The organism is Ensifer sp. LC11, assembly GCF_001695835.1.
Classification (GTDB): domain Bacteria; phylum Pseudomonadota; class Alphaproteobacteria; order Rhizobiales; family Rhizobiaceae; genus Ensifer.
Map to the genome: position 1 here is coordinate 1 of NZ_MBSO01000009.1, position 17,782 is coordinate 17,782.

14 protein-coding genes and 1 riboswitch are annotated in these 17,782 nt (G+C 63.8%); of the genes, 7 read left to right on the plus strand and 7 right to left on the minus strand.

The genetic code is table 11. The features are described 5' to 3' along the window. The coding region (locus tag BBX50_RS06515) for an alpha/beta hydrolase (RefSeq protein ID WP_139108836.1) at window positions 1-608 on the plus strand (608 nt) is incomplete at its 5' end. Window positions 609-681: 73 nt separating this feature from the next. Then, window positions 682-1,647: an MBL fold metallo-hydrolase gene (locus tag BBX50_RS06520; RefSeq protein WP_065774510.1), complete on the plus strand. Its 966-nt coding sequence runs from the start codon at window positions 682-684 to the stop codon at window positions 1,645-1,647. 77 nt (window positions 1,648-1,724) lie between these two features. Here the strand turns inward: BBX50_RS06520 and BBX50_RS06525 are convergent, their stop codons facing one another. From BBX50_RS06525 to BBX50_RS06535, 3 genes are read right to left on the minus strand one after another with little or no spacing between them, the layout of a single operon-like run. Beyond that, window positions 1,725-2,837, minus strand: coding sequence for an NADH:flavin oxidoreductase (locus BBX50_RS06525; protein WP_065774511.1), 1,113 nt, complete (start codon window positions 2,835-2,837; stop codon window positions 1,725-1,727). Between the two features lies 1 nt (window position 2,838). Beyond that, window positions 2,839-3,261, minus strand: a complete 423-nt coding sequence (locus tag BBX50_RS06530; RefSeq protein ID WP_065774512.1) for a RidA family protein — start codon at window positions 3,259-3,261, stop codon at window positions 2,839-2,841. 1 nt (window position 3,262) lies between these two features. Further along, window positions 3,263-3,655 carry a RidA family protein gene (locus BBX50_RS06535; RefSeq protein WP_065774513.1) on the minus strand — a complete coding sequence of 131 codons (393 nt, stop codon included), beginning with the start codon at window positions 3,653-3,655 and terminating at the stop codon, window positions 3,263-3,265. A gap of 130 nt (window positions 3,656-3,785) precedes the next feature. Between BBX50_RS06535 and BBX50_RS06540 the strand changes: the two genes are divergently transcribed. Both BBX50_RS06540 and BBX50_RS06545 read left to right on the plus strand, forming a co-directional pair. Then, a complete protein-coding gene (locus BBX50_RS06540) occupies window positions 3,786-4,739 on the plus strand; it encodes a LysR substrate-binding domain-containing protein (protein ID WP_083213575.1) in 954 nt (317 codons plus the stop codon). 210 nt (window positions 4,740-4,949) lie between these two features. Next, on the plus strand, window positions 4,950-7,556 hold the full coding sequence (locus BBX50_RS06545; protein ID WP_065774515.1) for an SH3 domain-containing protein: 2,607 nt from the start codon (window positions 4,950-4,952) through the stop codon (window positions 7,554-7,556). A gap of 278 nt (window positions 7,557-7,834) precedes the next feature. On the opposite strand, the gene BBX50_RS06550 is transcribed toward BBX50_RS06545, so the two are convergent. Beyond that, on the minus strand, window positions 7,835-8,131 hold the full coding sequence (locus BBX50_RS06550; protein WP_065774516.1) for a hypothetical protein: 297 nt from the start codon (window positions 8,129-8,131) through the stop codon (window positions 7,835-7,837). Between the two features lie 565 nt (window positions 8,132-8,696). Between BBX50_RS06550 and BBX50_RS06555 the strand changes: the two genes are divergently transcribed. Next, window positions 8,697-10,472: an SLC13 family permease gene (locus tag BBX50_RS06555; RefSeq protein WP_065774517.1), complete on the plus strand. Its 1,776-nt coding sequence runs from the start codon at window positions 8,697-8,699 to the stop codon at window positions 10,470-10,472. 70 nt (window positions 10,473-10,542) lie between these two features. On the opposite strand, the gene BBX50_RS06560 is transcribed toward BBX50_RS06555, so the two are convergent. The 3 genes from BBX50_RS06560 to aspT form a co-directional block, all read right to left on the minus strand. Continuing rightward, window positions 10,543-12,222 carry a TrkA C-terminal domain-containing protein gene (locus BBX50_RS06560; protein ID WP_083213571.1) on the minus strand — a complete coding sequence of 560 codons (1,680 nt, stop codon included), beginning with the start codon at window positions 12,220-12,222 and terminating at the stop codon, window positions 10,543-10,545. A gap of 231 nt (window positions 12,223-12,453) precedes the next feature. Beyond that, window positions 12,454-14,106, minus strand: a complete 1,653-nt coding sequence (locus BBX50_RS06565) for a bifunctional aspartate transaminase/aspartate 4-decarboxylase (RefSeq protein WP_065774518.1) — start codon at window positions 14,104-14,106, stop codon at window positions 12,454-12,456. 58 nt (window positions 14,107-14,164) lie between these two features. Continuing rightward, window positions 14,165-15,853, minus strand: coding sequence for an aspartate-alanine antiporter (gene aspT / locus BBX50_RS06570; RefSeq protein WP_244513105.1), 1,689 nt, complete (start codon window positions 15,851-15,853; stop codon window positions 14,165-14,167). A gap of 494 nt (window positions 15,854-16,347) precedes the next feature. Between aspT and BBX50_RS06575 the strand changes: the two genes are divergently transcribed. Further along, window positions 16,348-16,824: a RidA family protein gene (locus tag BBX50_RS06575; RefSeq protein ID WP_065774519.1), complete on the plus strand. Its 477-nt coding sequence runs from the start codon at window positions 16,348-16,350 to the stop codon at window positions 16,822-16,824. 218 nt (window positions 16,825-17,042) lie between these two features. Next, window positions 17,043-17,259: riboswitch (cobalamin riboswitch) on the plus strand. Between the two features lie 104 nt (window positions 17,260-17,363). Next, complete coding sequence (locus tag BBX50_RS06580) at window positions 17,364-17,777, plus strand: DUF1636 domain-containing protein (protein ID WP_065774520.1); 414 nt, start codon at window positions 17,364-17,366, stop codon at window positions 17,775-17,777. Window positions 17,778-17,782 lie beyond the last annotated feature (5 nt).

The following is a 17,782-nucleotide window of genomic DNA, read 5'->3' on the forward strand; positions in this document are numbered from 1 at the left end:
ATGCCGACGATCTGGCCGATCTCATCCATGCGCTCGATCTGAACGGCATCTTCCTTGCCGGCTTTTCCACCGGCGGCGGCGAGATCAGCCGCTATATCGGCCGCCATGGCACCGGCCGCATCGCCAAGGCCGGGCTGATCTCGGCGGTGCCGCCGTTGATGGTCAAGACCGACAGCAACCCCGGCGGCCTGCCGAAGGAGGTGTTCGACGGTCTGCAGGCGGCCAGCCTCAAGGATCGCTCGAAGCTCTACCGCGACATCGCCTCGGGTCCGTTCTTCGGCTTCAACCGGCCGGGTGCGGTCGCCTCGCAGGGCATGATCGACAGCTTCTGGCTGCAGGGCATGACGGGCGGTCACAAGAACACCTATGACTCGATCGTCGCCTTCTCCCAGACCGACTTCACCGAGGATCTGAAGAAGTTCGACGTGCCGACGCTGATCATCCATGGCGACGACGACCAGATCGTGCCGATCGACGCGGCGGCGCGCGCCGCGAAGACGCTGGTGCCGCATGCGGACCTCAAGGTCTATGCCGGCGCACCGCATGGCATCACCGACACCCACAAGGACCAGCTCAACGCCGACCTGCTGGCTTTCGCCAGAGCCTGATGCCTGCTCATGCCGGTGCCGCCGCAGGGGGCACCGGTGCACCCTTCAAACGCTTCAGCCAAGGACCAAAACCATGACCTCTTCCCGCATTTCCACCGGGACATCCGGCCCCGATCGTCGTGAATTCCTTGCTGGTTCCAGCGCGCTTGCTGCCTCCGCCCTCCTGCCGAAAGGTGCCTATGCCGCTGACCTCCATCGCTTTCGGCACGGCGGCTTCGATATTTCCGTCGTCAGCGATGGCTTCATCATGCTGCCGGTGAGCGTGGTGTTGCCGGACGCGACGCCGGAAGAACGTCCCCAGATCATGCGCCGTCTCGGCGGCACGCCCGAACACGCGCCGTTCCACACCAATATCCCTGTCATACGCACAGGCGGCGATCTGATCGTGGTCGACGACGGCTCGGGCAACCATTTCCAGGAAAGCGCCGGCAAACTTCACGCCAATCTCTTGGCGGCGGGCATCGACCCGAGCGAGGTGACGAAGGTGGTGCTGACACATGCCCATCCCGATCATGCCGGTGGTACCCTCGGCACCGATGGCAAGCTGACCTTTCCGAACGCGCAATATTTCGTCTCGGAGGCGGAATGGCAGTTCTGGACCGATCCGAACTTTGAAAAGATCATGCCGCAGGTGCTGCATGCTTTTGCCAAGGGGGCGCAGCGCGATCTTTTCGCGGTCAAGGACCGGCTGACCCTGGTCAAGCCTGGTGATGAGATCGTCAGCGGCATGGAGGTACTCGACACGCGGGGCCATACGCCCGGACACATCTCTCTCCAGCTTTCCGGCGGCGACGGGGCGGGACATGAGGGCCTGGTGATATCAGGCGATGCGGTGACCAGCAATGTCGTCTTCTTCGAGCATCCCGAATGGCATTTCGGTTTCGACACGGATGCGGAACTGGCCTTGAAGAACCGCAAGGCCCTGATCGACAGGGCGGCATCGGAGAGGCTGGCGCTGCTTGGTTATCACTGGGCCTATCCGGGGATCGGGCGGGCCGAGCGAAACGGAGCGGCTTACCGCTTCGTCGCGGCGCTGTGACCGCGACGGCCGGCTCCAACGAACGAGAGCGATGGAGTTGAAAGGCGCGCCTCCCGGGCGCGCCCTTTGGTCCTTTGTCAGAGAGCGAGTTCGCTGTCCTTGATGTCGCTGATCGGCGCAAGGAACGGCAGTTCGAACGGGCGCAAGCCGCTGCGTTCGGCGGCAAGCCGCGGCAAGTCGGGGTTGACGAGCGCGCCGCGGCCAAGCGCGATCATGTCCGCACCGGCTTCCACCACCTCCTCGGCCCGAGCGAGATCGTGCAGGCTACCGTTGGCGATGAGGAACAGGCGTGGCGCGTGCCGGCGGGCAAGGGCCACGAGCGAGGCGTCGCCGCCCGCGAAGGCGGGCTGCCAGGCTTCGAACTCGGTCACATGGACAAAATCCGCAGGACTTTCAGCCAGGGCCTCGAACACACGTGCAGCACCTTCTTCGCGCTCCGCCCATTTGTGCGTGAAGTCGTTGACCTTGCCTTGGGAGACGCGCAGACCCAGTGGAACGTCAGGGCCGATCGCCGCGCGCACCGCCTTCAGCACCTCGAGCGACAGGCCGAGGCGCTGGACGATATCGCCGCCCCAGCGATCGGCGCGCCGGTTGGAGACGTCGGTGAAGAACTGATCGAGCAGATAGCCGTTGGCGCCGTGGATCTCGATGCCGTCAAAGCCCGAGACCTCGATCGCAAAGCGCGCGGCATTAGCGAAACCCTCGATCGCCACGGCGATTTCGGTCTCGTTGATTTCCCGCGGCAGGGCATAGGGGCCTTCGCCGTGATAGCCGGTCAGCTGGCTGCCTTTCGGGCGGATGGCGGAAGGGCCCACCGTCTCCGCACGGTATGGGTTGCCTTGCGCGAGCGCGCCACCGTGCATCAGCTGCGCGAAGATGCGGCCGCCGGCGGAATGGACCGCGTCGGTGATCTGCCGCCAGGCCTCCGCTTGCCGCCGGTCCGTTAAGCCGGGTTGGTCTTTGTAGGTCTGGGAGTAGGCCTTGTCGGTGTAGATGCCTTCCGTGGCGATCAGGCTGAACCCACCGCGGGCGAAACGCTCGTAGTAGGCAAGCATGCGGTCGCCCGGCACGCCGTCCGCTGAAGCGCTGATGCGGGTCATCGGCGCCACCGACAGGCGGTTGGCAAAATCAAGCCCCTTGAGACTTGTGCCGGTGAACAGGTGAGAAGGGATTGTCAGTGGGGCGTTCATGTCAGCGGCCTCCGTCAAGCGCGATCGCTTCGATTTCGATCAGTGCATCCGGTGAATAGAGCGACGGGATTTCCACCATGCTCTCGGCCGGATAGGGGGCCGACAGCCATTTGCGCCGCAGGTCGACGAGCTTGCTCGCGTTCTCGATCGACCGCAGGAAGATGGTGGTCTTGACGACCTTGTCGAGACCGGAGCCGGCGGCCTTCAGTGCCCGCTCGAGATTGCGGAACGCCTGTTCGGCCTGACGGTCGAAATCGCCGATGCCGACGATTTCGCCGTCGTCGCCGATGGCCGCTTGCCCCGAGACGAACACGAAGCCGTTTGCCTTGATCGCCTGAGAGAGCAGAAAGGGAGCGTAGGGATCGGGTTCGGTGACAACCTGCGCCAGTGCCGGCGATGGCCGTCTGCTTGCGGACGCGTCCATATCAGCGGCCCCCGTCAAGCGCGATCGCTTCGATTTCGATCAGCGCGTCGGGCGAATAGAGCGAGGAAACCTCGATGATGCTGTCGGCCGGGTAGGGTGCGGAAAACCACTTGCGGCGCAGTTCGATGATCTTTCCAAAATTCTCCATCGAGCGCAGGAAGATCGTAACCTTGACGATGCTGTCGAGGCCGGATCCGGCGGCCTTGAGCGCCCGGTCGAGGTTGCGGAAGGCCTGTTCGGCCTGGCGGTCGAAGTCGCCTTTGCCGACGAGCTCGCCATCGTCGCCGATCGCGGCCTGGCCGGAGACAAAGACGAAGCCGTTGGCCTTGATCGCCTGGGAGAGCAGAAACGGCGCATAAGGGTCCGGCTTGGTGACGACCTGTTCGAGAGACATGGAATGTCCTTTCATGCTTGAGATTTTCTCAGCTTGGCGCTGTTGCCTTGGCTGTTGAACTCAATATGTTGCGGAGAACCCGCGCTGACAAAGAACGATTTCTCAGCCGATAGATGAATTGTACTCATGCATAGAGGGTGTGATGAGGAAGTTGCCGCCGCTCGGCGCACTCAGGGTTTTCGAGGCTGCGGCCCGCCGGCTGAGCTTCAAACTGGCGGCCGAGGAGCTGAATGTTTCGGCGACCGCGATCAGCCACCAGATCCGGCAGCTGGAGGAGATGCTCGAAGTCAAACTCTTCGAGCGCGGGACGCGCCAGGTAAGCCTGACTGCCGCCGGAATGGCGCTGTTTCCGGTGCTGCGCGATGGTCTCGACCGCTTCGAGCAGGCGATTGCCGATGTGCGCCGTCAACAGGTGGGCAAGGTCGCGCGTCTCACCTCAACCGTCGCCTTCGTGGCCAAGCGCCTTGCGCCGCTTGCCGGCTCGTTTCGCGAGGCCTATCCGGACTGGACGCTGAGGCTCGACGCCTCCAATCGGACGGTTGACCTGGAGGCGGATGCGGACGCGGCGATCCGTCTTGGTGGCGGACACTATCCGGGCCTCGTCACGGAGCCGCTGTTTGCGGATCGTTTCGCGCCGGTCTGCGCGCCGCGCCTGGCGCCGGCGCGTGTTGCCGATCTCAAGCACGTGACGCTCATCCATTACGATTGGGGAACGCTACGTCGCCACGATGCCCGCGCGCCGGTGTGGCGGCAATGGCTGGCGCGCGCCGGTGCTAAGGATGTTGAGGCGGGCGCGGGCTTATCCTTTACCGATGAGATCCACGCCGTGCAGGCGGTGGTGGCCGGGCAGGGGATCGGTCTGCTGAGCCTCACACTGGTTGCAGAGGAGCTTGCCTCCGGCATTCTCGTCCAACCTTTCGAACTGACGCTGGAGAGCGACCGCTACGATCTCGTCTACAGTCCGCGCATGGCCGAACGGCCGGCAACGAAGGTGCTGCGCGCCTGGGTGACGGAGCAGTTTTGTGGCCCCGACCGTCGCGACCGACACCGCGGCGCCGCCGCCAGCACGCCAATCGCCGATTAGAGACCAAAAACAAGCACTTCAAAGTGCGGCGGCGACCTTTGCGCATCTTGCAAGACGCGCTGTTCTCGCGATAACCGCCGAGACCGGTTGCTTATCGCGCGAGGGTGATGCGGGTTCCCGTTGAACGGCCGGCGGCTGGACGAACTCTTCGTCGCGGCGTAACCTGCCCGCGCTCCTCAAAGTAGAGCTGCATTCAATGAAGAGGCAGCCATGCGCAGAGTGATCTCCTATCTGACGATTGCGTCCTTTTTCTCCACGTCCGCCTTTGCCGATCCGGCCACCCTGACAGCAAATGTCAATTTCAGAACGGGTCCGGACACCGGGTTCGCCTCGTTGCGGGTCATTCCGCAAGGCGAGGAGGTCGACATCAAGGAGTGCGATACCGCCGCAACGTGGTGCGCCGTGACCTATTCGGGCGCAAATGGCTTTGTCGCCGGCAGATACCTGCAGCAGTCCGATGCAGCGACGCCTGCCTGGCCAAAGGTGTACACCTCGGATGCCGGGGCGACCTTGACGCTCTATCAGCCGCAGATTTCCGACTGGGCTGATTTCAAGCAGCTCGACGGCTTGATTGCGGCGGAGCTGAAGATGTCAGCCGACGCCAAGCCCGCCTATGGCATCATCGCCGTCACCGCCAAGACCGTGGCTGATGATGAAAGCGGCAACGTGACGCTGAGTGACGTGAAGGTCACGCGCGTTGATTTCTCGACGCTTGGACGCGAGGAACTGTCGGATCTCGCGCTCGAGGTTGGCAAGATCCTGCCGTCAGATCCGATCGTCGTCTCGCAGGAGCGGTTGACGGCAAGCCTGGCGGACTACAAACGGTTGGCCGACGTCCCTGACATCAAGGCTGACCCGCCGCCGATCTTCAAGAGCGAGACGCCGGCGATCCTTGTCCAGACCAATGGTGCGGCGGTCACCGCCCCGGTCAAGGGTGTGCAGGGTCTTTCCTTCGTCACCAACACGAACTGGGACCTTTTCAAGGTCGATGCGGACAACACCTACTATCTGCGCGACGAGAACAGCTGGCTGAAATCGACCACGCTCGAAAGCGGGTGGGTCGTGGCCGATACGCTTCCAGGCCCTTTGTCGAGCTTGCCCGACGAGGAAAGCTGGAAGGATGCGAAAGCGGCGGTACCGCCGACGGCCTTCGTCGACAATGTCGTGCCGAAGGTATTTTATTCGGACCAGCCCGCAGAGCTGATGATTTTCGACGGAAAACCGGTGCTCGAACCGATCAGGGGCACGGAGCTCGAATGGGCGTCGAACACGAAAAGCGGCGTGTTTTATCACAAGCCCGGCAAGACCTGGTACACGCTCCTGTCGGGGCGGTGGTTCTCGTCGGGCTCACTTGACGGCCCCTGGACCTTCGCCACCCCCAATCTGCCAGAGGATTTCCTGAAGCTGCCAAGCGACGCGCCCTATTCGGTCGCGCGTGCTTCCATACCCGGCACGTCGGAAAGTGCCGAGGCGCGGCTGCGGGCCAGCATCCCGCGAATGGCGCGGGTCGCGACCGATGGCTCCGTCAAGGTGGAACCGAGCTACAGCGGCGAACCGAAATTCGTGCCGATCGAAGGCACGTCGATGTTCTATGCGGTCAATTCGAATGAGCGGGTGATCAAGGTCGCTGACAAGTATTTCGTGCTCAAGGACGGGATCTGGTTCGTCGGCGATACGCCGACGGGACCCTTTGCCGTCGCGCGCGCTGTCGCGCAGGAGATCTATACAATTCCTCCGTCGTCGCCGGTCTACAACGTCACCTATGTCCGGGTCTATGACACCGAGGACGATGCCGTCTGGTACGGCTATACGCTCGGCTATCTCTACATGTACCTCGCCTGGGACACCGTGGTCTGGGGCTCAGGCTGGTATTACCCGCCCTATTGGGACTATGACGATGGCGGCGACTGGCCGCCCTATTATCCGCCGCCGATCAGCTATGGCGTCGGCGCGTTCTACAATCCCGCCTATGGGACCTTCGGGCGCTATGGCTATGCCTATGGCCCGAACCGGGGGCTTGTCGTCGGTGCCGGCTACAATCCGAAGACCGGTACCTATTTCCGCGGCGGTGCGGTGGCGGGGCCGGCTGGCGCGAGGGGCTTCGTCGCGGCGTACAATCCGAGCACGGGCAATGCGGCCGTTGCCCGGGGCGGGCAGGGCGTTTATGGTTCCTGGGGAAGTGTTTCCGTCAAACATGGCGGCGAATTCGCCAAGATCAGTGGCGGCTCTACCGGGACGGCCGGCGGGCTTCGCTGGAAGAACACCGGGGGCAATAGCGGCTTTGTCGTCGGCAGCAAGGGCGGCGATGTCTATGCCGGGCGAAACGGCGACGTCTATCGTCGTGAAAACGGGCAGTGGCAGAAGCATACGCCCGATGGATGGCAGCCTGTGCAGCGCCCCGAGGGGAAGAATCTGAGGACTGCCGCTGAGGGAGCGATAGCCAATCGTCCGCAGGCAACGCAGCGCAGGCAGGGTGACGCGGTCAACAGGCCGGCTGCGGGCCGCAGCCGGCAACAGGTTCGCGAGCGCGCGCCGGATTATCTCGCGATCGACCGGATTGGGCGCGAGTTCGGCAACCGGAATGAGTTGAGCCGCAGCTATGGCCGGCGTTTTCCGGACGCGGGCGGAGGCTTCCAGAACTTCGATCGTGGCGGCTATGGCGGCGGCTTCAGCGGCGGGGGGCATCGTGGCGGCGGAAGCTTCCACGGCGGTGGCGGCAATCGTGGCGGCGGCGGCTTCAGTGGCGGCGGTGGTCGCGGTGGTGGAGGAGGTTTTCGCGGCGGCGGCGGACGCGGCGGTGGCGGACGCGGGCGATAAAATGCCATTGCGAAACGGCGCTGAGGCAGGACGTGCAACCGCACCGATCGGCGGACGCAGAGCCAAGACGGCAATCAGCGGTTTGACCTGGCTCCTGACCGCGTCGGGCGCCAGATGGGGGCAGGACACGGCTGAAAACACATCGCCGGAGCTTTGGTTTGTTTCGGCCGTGGCTTCACATCCGGGCTGCCGATAGGATCATTTCACCCAAGGCGTGAACGGATCCAACGCTGCGCCATCATGCTGCGCCAAGGGGCTTCATGGAATGGCATGCGCTGTCAGTCGTCGAAGAAGAAGTCTGGCGCCCAGCGGCGGCTGGTCAGGCGCAGGGACCGGTCGGGCTCGATGATATAGGTCTCGTAGACCTTGCGGCCGTAGGAGTCGATGAACTGGTGCGGCACGATGCTGCCGACTGGCGCCTTTTTCAGCTTGGTGCGCGGCTGCCCGCCATAGGTGATGCTGCCGGGGATCGGCTCGAGGTTCGGCGAGTAGCCGTAGCTTAGGTGAGGGTCGGGGGTGGCCGTGCAACCGCTGAGAAGCAGAACGACGGAGAGGGCGGCAAGGGCGTGTTTCATGTCGGCGATCCTCGGCTGCGGTTACGCTTGCTCTTCGGCGCTGCAGCCGGATTTCCCCTCTTCGGGTCGGCTCGCAGAACGCGGTGCAACACTTTGATCTATTGTACAATTTCCTGATGCAAATCCAAGAGCGGGCGATTGTGTTGCCAGGCATTGTGGCTGCGGTCGCGAAAACCCGCTGGCAGGCCGACGGGCAAGGCCGTCCGTCGGCACGCTGGCAGGTGGCGACGTTGCAAATCTTCCATCCCCCTTTTCTCGAATATGGACTGCCGGCGGTATGGTCCAGATTGGCGCGCGCCTGTGGCTCCGGGCACCCATTTCGTCGTCGTACCCATTTTTGTCGCTTAGCCGAATTCCGATCGACGGAAAGATGCGCTACCTCTCTACGGCGACGCGCGTCTGTTTGGGCGCGCAAAGGTCGCTGTAGCGCTGTGAATTGCTGCATGTTCCCGTTGCCTGATCGGCGACGACCAAGGACCATGCAGTCGTGAACGTTCCGGCGGATCGCGCGTTGTGCTCTTGAGGCTCCGCGCCTTTCCGTTCCCTCGACTTGACCGGGTATCGCATGACCGCCGAACAGTCTCTCGCGTTTCTTGTTATCGGCGCCATGATGGCCTTCTTCATCTGGGGGCGATTTCGCTACGACGTGATCGCCTGTTCGGCGCTGATGCTGGCGGTGGCGGTCGGCATCGTGCCCTATGATCATGCCTTTGATGGTTTCAGCGACGATATCGTCATCATCGTCGGCAGTGCCTTGATCGTCAGCGCCGGTGTGGCGCGCTCCGGCATCGTCGATGCGGCGATCCAGCGGTTCCTGCCCAACATCTCCTCGGTTCGCGCGCAGCTGGCGCTCCTGGTCATCACCGTCACCGTGCTTTCCGCCTTCATCAAGAATATCGGCGCGCTGGCGATCATGCTGCCAGTCGCGTTCCAGTTTGCCCGGCGGTCCAATGTCCAGCCGTCGGTCTTCCTGATGCCAATGGCCTTCGGCTCGCTGATCGGCGGGCTGATGACGCAGGTCGGCACCTCGCCGAACATCGTCGTCTCGCGCGTGCGGCAGGAGCTCACCGGCGAGAGCTTCACCATGTTCGACTTCACGCCTGTTGGCGCGACCTTGGCGCTGGTCGGCTGCATCTTCCTGCTCTTTGCCTACAAGCTGGTGCCGCAACGCTCCAGCAGCCAAGTCTCGGTACATTCGGCGATCGAGATTACCGACTACACGTCCGAGGCCGTCGTGGCTGCCGGCTCTCCCGCGATCGGCAAGTCGCTCAGCACCCTGGTCAAGCTCGGCGATGGCGGTGCCGTCGTCATCGCCATTTTTCGCCGCGGCCTGCATCTGGCGCCGCTGCCCGACATCACGCTTGAAGCCGACGACATCCTGCTGCTTGAAGGCGGGCCGGGGGCGCTCGATCGCATTGTCTCGCAGGCCAGGCTCAAGATCGCCGGGGATCGCTCGCCGGGTAGCCGCGAGAAGGCCGCCGCCGAAATCGAGGCGGTGGAGGCGGTCGTCGGCAGCGGCTCACCGCTTGAGGGCATGTCGGCGCAGCGTCTGGCGCTCTTCAACACCCACAACATCAACCTGCTCGCCGTCAGCCGCCAGGGCGAAAGGCTGAAGCAGCGGCTGGGCAGCATAAGGCTCCGGGCCGGCGATATCATCGTTCTGCAAGGCGCCCGCCGCGAATTGACGTCCTTCCTGCAGGATTTCGGCTGCCTGCCGCTTGCCCAGCGCGAGATCCTGCTCGGCACCACGCGCAAGGCGCCGCTGCCGCTCATCGTTCTCGCCGTCGCCATGGGCTCGACGGCGGTCGGTCTCGTGCCGGTGCCGATCGCCTTCTTCGCGGCGGCCCTTGCCATGGTCGTCTTTCGCATCATTCCGCTGCGCGACGTCTATCGCTCCATCGACGGCCCGATCCTCGTCATGCTGGCGGCACTGATCCCGGTCAGCGATTCCCTGCGAACGACGGGAGGTACGGATGTCATCGCCCAATGGCTCGGCACGGTTGCCGCGGGCCTGCCGCCGGCCGGTGCGCTCACCATCATTCTGCTCGCGGCGATGGCGGTGACGCCGTTTCTCAACAATGCCGCGACCGTCCTGGTCATGGCGCCGATCGCCGCAAGCTTCGCCGGTGCGCTCGGCTACAAGCCGGAAGCCTTCCTGATGGCGGTCGCCATCGGGGCCGGCAGCGATTTCCTGACGCCGATCGGCCACCAGTGCAACACGCTGGTGATGGGGCCGGGCGGCTACCGCTTCAGCGACTATCCGCGCCTCGGCCTGCCGCTGTCGCTGGTGATCGTCATCGTCAGCATTCCGACGCTGATGCTGGTCTGGCCGTTGCATTAGTTGCTTGACGTAGCGGCAGTCCGCAGGGTGGCGCAACGTCTGCGCCGCGCCGACGGCGGTCACCGAATGTCTACCCAAGAACCGTGACGAGCACTGCGCCCCATAGCGCCAGCAGCACATTGCCGATGGCATAGCCCAGTCCGTAGCCAAGGGTCGGCACCTTGCTTCCAGCCGCTTCCTGCACGGCCGCCAGCGCCGGTGCCGAAGTGCCGGCGCCGCAGCAGGTGCCGGCGAGCACGCCCTCGTTCATGCGAAAGACGAAGCGGCCGAGCGCAAGTGCGGCGACATGCGAGATCACGCAGATCAGCGCGCTGGCGATCACCAGCGCCGGGCCGGACTGGACGAGACCCGCGACGAAGCTCGGGCCGGCCGAGATGCCGACGCAGGCGATGAAGGCGCAAAGCCCGACGCTGTCGAAGAACCAGAGGGTGGCCTCCGGCACGAAACCGAAGGTACGTCTCACGGAACGCAGCCAGCCAGCCACCAGCCCCGCAATCAGCACGCCGACGGCGACGCCGAGGCCGATTTCGAGCGCGCCGAGCTTCAGAGCCGGAATGCCGATCAGGCCGCCGAGGAAGATGAAGACGCCGACGAAGACCATGTCGGTCGCAGTCGTCTCGCGGTCGGCATAACCAAGCAGCGCGGCAGCATCCTCGACATGGCGCCTGGCACCGGCGATCGACATCACGTCGCCGCGGCGGACCGTCAGCCCTGGAAAGATCGGGATCGGCTGGCCGGCGCGCAGGATGCCGCGCAGGAAGACCGACCGCGCCTCGGGCTGCTGGTTGAGCTGCCACAGGCGCTTGCCGGCGACCTCCTTGTTGGTCACGACCACGTCGAGGATTTCGACCGGAATATCGAGAAGCTCGCGATCGTCGATCTCGGTGCCGATCCGGCTCGCATATTCGACGAGAAACCCGCGCAGCCCGGCAACGGCGATAACGTCACCTGCTTGCAGCCGCTCCTTTGGCTTGGGGGTAATGATCTCGCTGCCCCGCCGGATCTGCTCGATATAGGCCTTTTGCTTCTCGGGAACGCGCGCTTCCGCCTCCTCGACTGTGAGGCCCACCAGATTGTCGGCAATGGCGAAGGCGCGGGCCTCGATTTCGCGGCGGGCGCTGTTGCCGGCGTCGTGCGGGGTAATGTTGAGCTCCGCTTCGAGCTCGGCGCAGGCGTCCTTCAGGCTGCGGCCGAACATGCGCGGCGCCAGCTGCGACTGCACAAGGATGGCGCTGACGACACCGACAAGATAGGCGACGGCAAAGCCGGTCGCCACGGCGGATTCGAACTGGTTGGCCGCTTCCGGCGTCGGTGCCGTCTTACGGAAGGTGTCGATGGCAACGCCGACAGTCGCCGATTCCGTTGCGCCACCTGCAAGCACGCCGGCCGCAGTGCCGAGATCGAAGCCGAAGAAGATCGAGAGAACGATCGCAACACCGAGTGCAACGACGCAGAGCGTCACGGTAACCGCGATCTGCGGCAGGGCGTCCGCGTTCAGGCTCTGGAAGAATTGCGGGCCGGTGCGATAGCCGATGGCAAAGAGGAAGAGCAGGAAGAACGCCTGCTTGACGTCGTTGGAGAGAACCGCGCCGGTCTGGCCGATCAGCACGCCCGCCAGCAGGCAGCCGGTCACAGCCCCGATCGTCACGCCGGCAATGGTGATCTTGCCGATCGCGTAGCCGATGCCGAGTGCCAGAAACAGGGCAAGTTCGGGATGCGCCCGCAAGATGCTGAAGATGGTGTCGATCACGCGGCAGGGCCTCCCGTTTGCCGACCGAAGAGGGCGCCTTCAGCCGGATGATGCGCTGGTCGCCACAGCGCCGCGCGCCTTGTGACATGCGCAAAGGTCGCTGTTGCACTTTCAAAAATGCTGGCAAGGACTTTCGTGATTGCCGGAAATGCGGGGATGCGTGTGAGCCGGGGAAGCGCTGGCCAGGCGCAGGTGAAAGGCGGCCGGCAGGTTGCCGGCCGCCTTGCTCTGCTAGCTGATCTTCAAGCCCTTGGCCGCCTGGTAGGTCTGGACGTAGCCGCGCGCGACCGAGCGCACCGCGCGGCCGATCTGCGAATAGGCGTCGTCATTCAGGTTGGCGAAGGAGACGCGCGCCGACCAGCTCGGCGCGTCGAAGCCCGAACCGTTCAAGAGCACGATGCCGTGGTCCTCGGCAAGCCGGAACGGGATGTCGAGCGGGTGGATGTTGTCCTTCACCCAGGTGACCACGTCCTGGCCGACATATTTGCGCAGCCAGAACTCGAAATCGATGATGCCGTAATAGTGGTCGAAATAGACGCCCGGATTGGACTCGACGCCCATGCCCTCGACCAAGTTCCAGAAGCGCTTCGTGCAGATGGCGATGCAGGCCTTCTGGTAGAGCTTTTCGACATCCATCAGCTCGACAAGGCTGAAGAGCGACATCATCACCTGCTGCGGCAGCGACAGACCGGCTGTGTGGTTCAGCGCCACGTCACGGCTGTCGGCGACGATGCGGTCGATGAACTTCACGTCGCGCGGCTTCGGGGTCATCGCCTTGTAGCGTTTTTCGAGCAGCTTCTGGATCGGTTCCGGATGCGCCTTGATCTTCTCGTCGAAGATGTTGTCCTCGGCCACCGCGATGACACCGAGCCGCCAGCCGGTGCAGCCGAAGTATTTCGAGTAGGAGTAGACGCCGATGGTGTTGCGCGGCAGATGGCCGAGCAGCGACTGGAAGCCCGGAACGAAGGTGCCGTAGACGTCGTCGGTGAGGATGATCAGGTCCGGGCGCTTGTTGTTGACGAGGTCGACAAGCCGCTTGATCGAATCCGGATCCATCGCCACGGCAGACGGGTTGCCGGGGTTGACCAGGAACAGCGCCTTCACTTGCGGGTTTTCCAGCGCCTTGATGTCATCGTCGGTGAACTGGAAGCGGTCTTCCTGCTCGGCGCTGACATTGATGGTCTTCAGCGTGTAATCCTCAAGCTGCGGCATTTCGAGGTAGGGCGTGAAGATCGGCGTGCCGAGCGCGATCGTGTCGCCGGCATTCAGGATGCGCGCGTTCTTCAAGGCCTTGAAGATGTAGCACATGGCGGCGGTGCCGCCCTCGACGGGATAGAGGTCGAACTTCACCTTCGGCCGGTGGCCGGCGCACATCGCCCACATCAGATATTCGTGGGTAATGATCTCGTTGTGATGCAGGGCGCGATCGGGAACCGGATAGTTGTCGCCGATGATCGAGTCCGTCAGCTCGTGCACGAATCCATCAGGATCGAAGCCGAAGGTCTTGATGGCGTAATTGACCGCGTCGGAGAGGGTTTTTGCCGGCGGAATGCCCTCATCCTCCTCGTCCCAATCACCTGTGTCCTGCAGCAGCTTCTTCGTCCACTTCTGGAACCGGGCATGGGCGCCGTCCTGCGGCGGCATGCCGGCGACGCCGGCCTTCGGGTCGTAGTAGGCACGCTTGGCTTCCGTCAGCGCAAACTGGCCGAGCAGGAAGAAGGCCTCGCGGGCGCGCGTCGCCGTCCAGTTGGGGTTGCCGCGGCCGGCATTGAGGAATGCCTTGGCGGCCTTCTGCGAGCTCGTCCTGGCGAGCTTGATCAGTTCGTCCTTGATTTCGAACGGGCTGAGATCGGAAATGCTGTCGTAGAATTTTCTGTCCAACATGATCCACACTCCCTGTGATCTATGAACTATGAACGATGCCTCAATTCGTCGGCCCGCCTCAGGCGAGCATGATGACGATGACGAGGCCGAAGATGGTAAGCAGCGTGTTGCCGATGGCGTAGGGCATGCCGTAGCCAAGTGCGGGCACCTTGCTCTTGGCCGCCTCCTGGATCATGCCGAGCGCCGCCGTCGTCGTCCTGACGCCGGCGCAGGCGCCGAACAGGATCGCCGGGTGAAAGCGGAAGACATAGTGGCCGAGGAGCACCGAGGCGATCATCGGAACGGAGGTTGCAACGACCCCCCAGATGAAAAGGGAGATGCCGACCTCCTGCAGGCCTGCGACGAAGCCCGGGCCGGCACCGATGCCGACGACGGCGATGAAGATGTTGAGGCCGAGCGTGTTCATCAGCCAGAGCGCCGGCGACGGGATCCGGCCGAAGGCGGGGTAGGTGGTGCGCAGCCAGCCAAGCACGAGGCCCGCCAGCAGCGCGCCGCCTGACGTAGAAAGGCCAATCGGGATGCCGCCGATCGTCAGTGTCAGCGCGCCGATCATCGCGCCGATGAAGAGACCCCAGCCGAGGAAGGCGATGTCGGTCGTCTCAACGGGGCGATCGGCAAAACCCAGCGCCTTGATCGCCGCTTCGACGTGCCTCCTGGCGCCGCCGATGGTGACGATATCGCCGCGCTCGACGGTGGTGCCCGGCAGCACCGGGATCTCGACCAGCGAGCGAACGATCTTGCGGGCATAGACGCCGCGCGCCCAATCCTGCGTGCTGACTTCGGCAAGCGTCTTGCCGGCCAGTGCCTTGCTGGTCACGTAGACGTCGAGGACCTCGGCTTCCGCGTTCAGGAGTTCCTTGTCCTCGACCTCGGTCAGCTTGCTGTCGAGGTTTTCGACGAGCACGGCCCGCCGGCCGGAGAAGGCGACGACGTCACCCGGCAGCAAGACCGTGTTGCCATCCGCTTCGATGATCTGATCGCCTCTGCGCAGGCGTTCGACGAAGACGCGGATGCCGGGAAGCAGGTTCTTGACCGGGGTTCCGGTCAGCCCGCTCGCTTCGTCGATGCGATAGGCCCGAAGGCCGAAATCGTGGTAGGCGCGGGTGATGCCGGGTTCACCGCTCTCGGTGCCACCGCCAAGCTTTGCCTCATATTCCCTGCAGGCCGCCGGAAGATCAATGCCGAGAAGTCTTGGCCCGAGCTGGGCGAGAATGATCGCCGAGCCGATCGTGCCCCAGATGTAAGTCACCGCATAGGCGATCGGGATCTGGTCGGCGAAGGTCTTGGCCTGCTCGGGCGTCAATCCGAGTGAGTTGATCTGGTCCGTTGCCACGCCGATCGCAGCCGAGATCGTCTGGGAGCCGGCATACATGCCGGCGCCGTAGCCGAGCGGCAGCCCGGCGATCAGCGCGCAGAGATAGGGAACGATCAGGCACAGCACCAGGACAGAGAGCGCAAAGGCGATCTGCTTCGGACCATCGGTGCTAAGCCCCCGCACGAATTGCGGGCCGACGCCGTAACCGACGGCAAAGAGGAAGATCAGGAACAGGGTGGATTTCAGGTCACCGGAAACCTGGATGCCCAGCTGGCCGATGAGAACGCCAGCCAGAAGCGTGGCCGTGACATTGCCAAGGTTGAAGCCTGCGACCTTGATGGGGCCGATCAGAAAACCTATGCCGAGGGCGAGGAAGACGGCGACGGGCGGATGGTTCCGAAGCGTCTCGACGAAAAAATCGATCGGGTTCACTGCTGTCCCCTTCAAAAAGTTGAGTTGCCGCCACTTCAATTCGGGTGTGCGCGGTTAAGTTGAGCTTGCTTTCGAGGCTTGTCGATGCCCAATCCTAATCTCGCCAATTGTCGCGTCGGCCGTGGATTTTCTCAACTGTCATGGGGTTACGCGAGCGTAACGTACGTTACATTTCAGCGCCTCTACTTGGAATGACGGTCCGCGGTAGCGGCGGTGCTCCAGCCGCGATCGATGTGCAAGGACGACGGACCGCCCGGATCCCGTCGGCATTTTAACTCTGACGTTGTAATTTGTTACGCCATCTCATGGCGTCCGGGGGCATGACGCCTTTTCTTCGTCATGCTTGGGAAGTGGCTGGACGCGCACGGATCGGCGCGCTTTCTTGTTTGCGATAGGGTGAGCAGAACTTTGAGAGGGTGAGGGCATCTCGGACCGAAGGCGGCATCATCTCGCCGACCAGCCGGTGCGACGGACGACAACGAGGAGGGGGAGCAATGATTGATGAGGTCATCCGACGGTTGGAGGCGCTTGGCCTTCGGCTGCCGACGCCGCCAAGGCCGCTCGGCGCCTACCGCGCCGTGATCGAGGCGGGTGAAATGCTGCACGTCTCGATGCAGGGGCCGCTGCTTGACGGTCGCTTCGCGTTTACGGGCCTGCTTGGGCGCGATGTGACGATCGACGACGGCCGCAAGGCGGCGGAGCTTTCGGTGCTCAACGCGCTCGCGCAGATCCACGAGCATCTCGGCCGCTTCGAACGCATCCGCCAGATCGTGCGGCTGGAGGGGCATGTCGCGTGTACGGAGGATTTCGTCCAGCACCCGCAGGTGCTCGACGGCGCCTCCGAACTCCTTGCGGCAGCCTTCGGCGACAGGGCCGGGCATGTCCGCTCCGTCTGCGGCGTGCGCAACCTGCCGGGCAATGTCCCGGTTGCGGTGACGCTGACGGCTGAACTTTTTCCGCCGGAGTTCTGAAAGAGGCGGGCGTTCCCGGCAACGGCGCTCCCCGGCAACAAGGGGGCGACCGTTTTTCGAGGTGGGATGCGGCCGCATGCTGCCGCGACCTTGCGCTCGGGAAGATTTTTCGGCTTGCACTATGTAATGTTATTTTATAACAGAAGCGCATGACGAAACGCCGCATGTTGATAGAACCCGAAGGAGATGCCCGCGCGGTTGTCTCGCCTCGCGATTCATGCGAGGAAGAGGGTGATGGTGCTGCGTCCGCGGAAATGCGGAGGCGGCTGAAAAGGGAACACGGAACGGACGACCCTGACGGGACCGAGACCGTGGCTGCCCCCGCAACTGTGAGCGGAAAGCGCATTCACACCATGTCACTGGCCAAAGGCCGGGAAGACGTGGATGCGCCGCGACCCGCGAGCCAGGAGACCTGCCATCGAACCGATCAACCACAACGGACGGGGTGTTCCGATGGAAAAGAACTGGCTTCCAAGCGACGGTTTTCCGTCATTCTGCCGCTTCGCCATCTCCTGCCGTCAGTCCGGCGGAGTAAGAAGATGGCTGAGCCGAATTCCCGACAGCACAAGATAACGGTCTGCACCGATTGCCGCTTCACGGGCGGACCCTGCACGCCCGGTACCGAGCTGATCAAGCGCCTCAACCGCAGCATTGCCACGCTTGGCGAGCCGCTCGACCGGGATTTCTCGATTGCCGGCACCGTGTGCATGGCAGCCTGCACGCGGCCCTGCACCATCGCTTTCCAGGCAACCGGCAAGGCGACCTATCTCTTCGGCGACATCTCGCCGGAAGAGGACATCGACGATCTCGTCAGCTTTGCCACCACCTATGCCGAGCGCGGCGACGGCATGACGCGCGCCGCCGAGCGTCCGCGCGGGCTCAAGGGCAAGACGCTCGCCCGCATTCCCGCGGCGATGCTCGTCTCCGAAGACGTTGCGGGCCACTTCCAATGACGGTG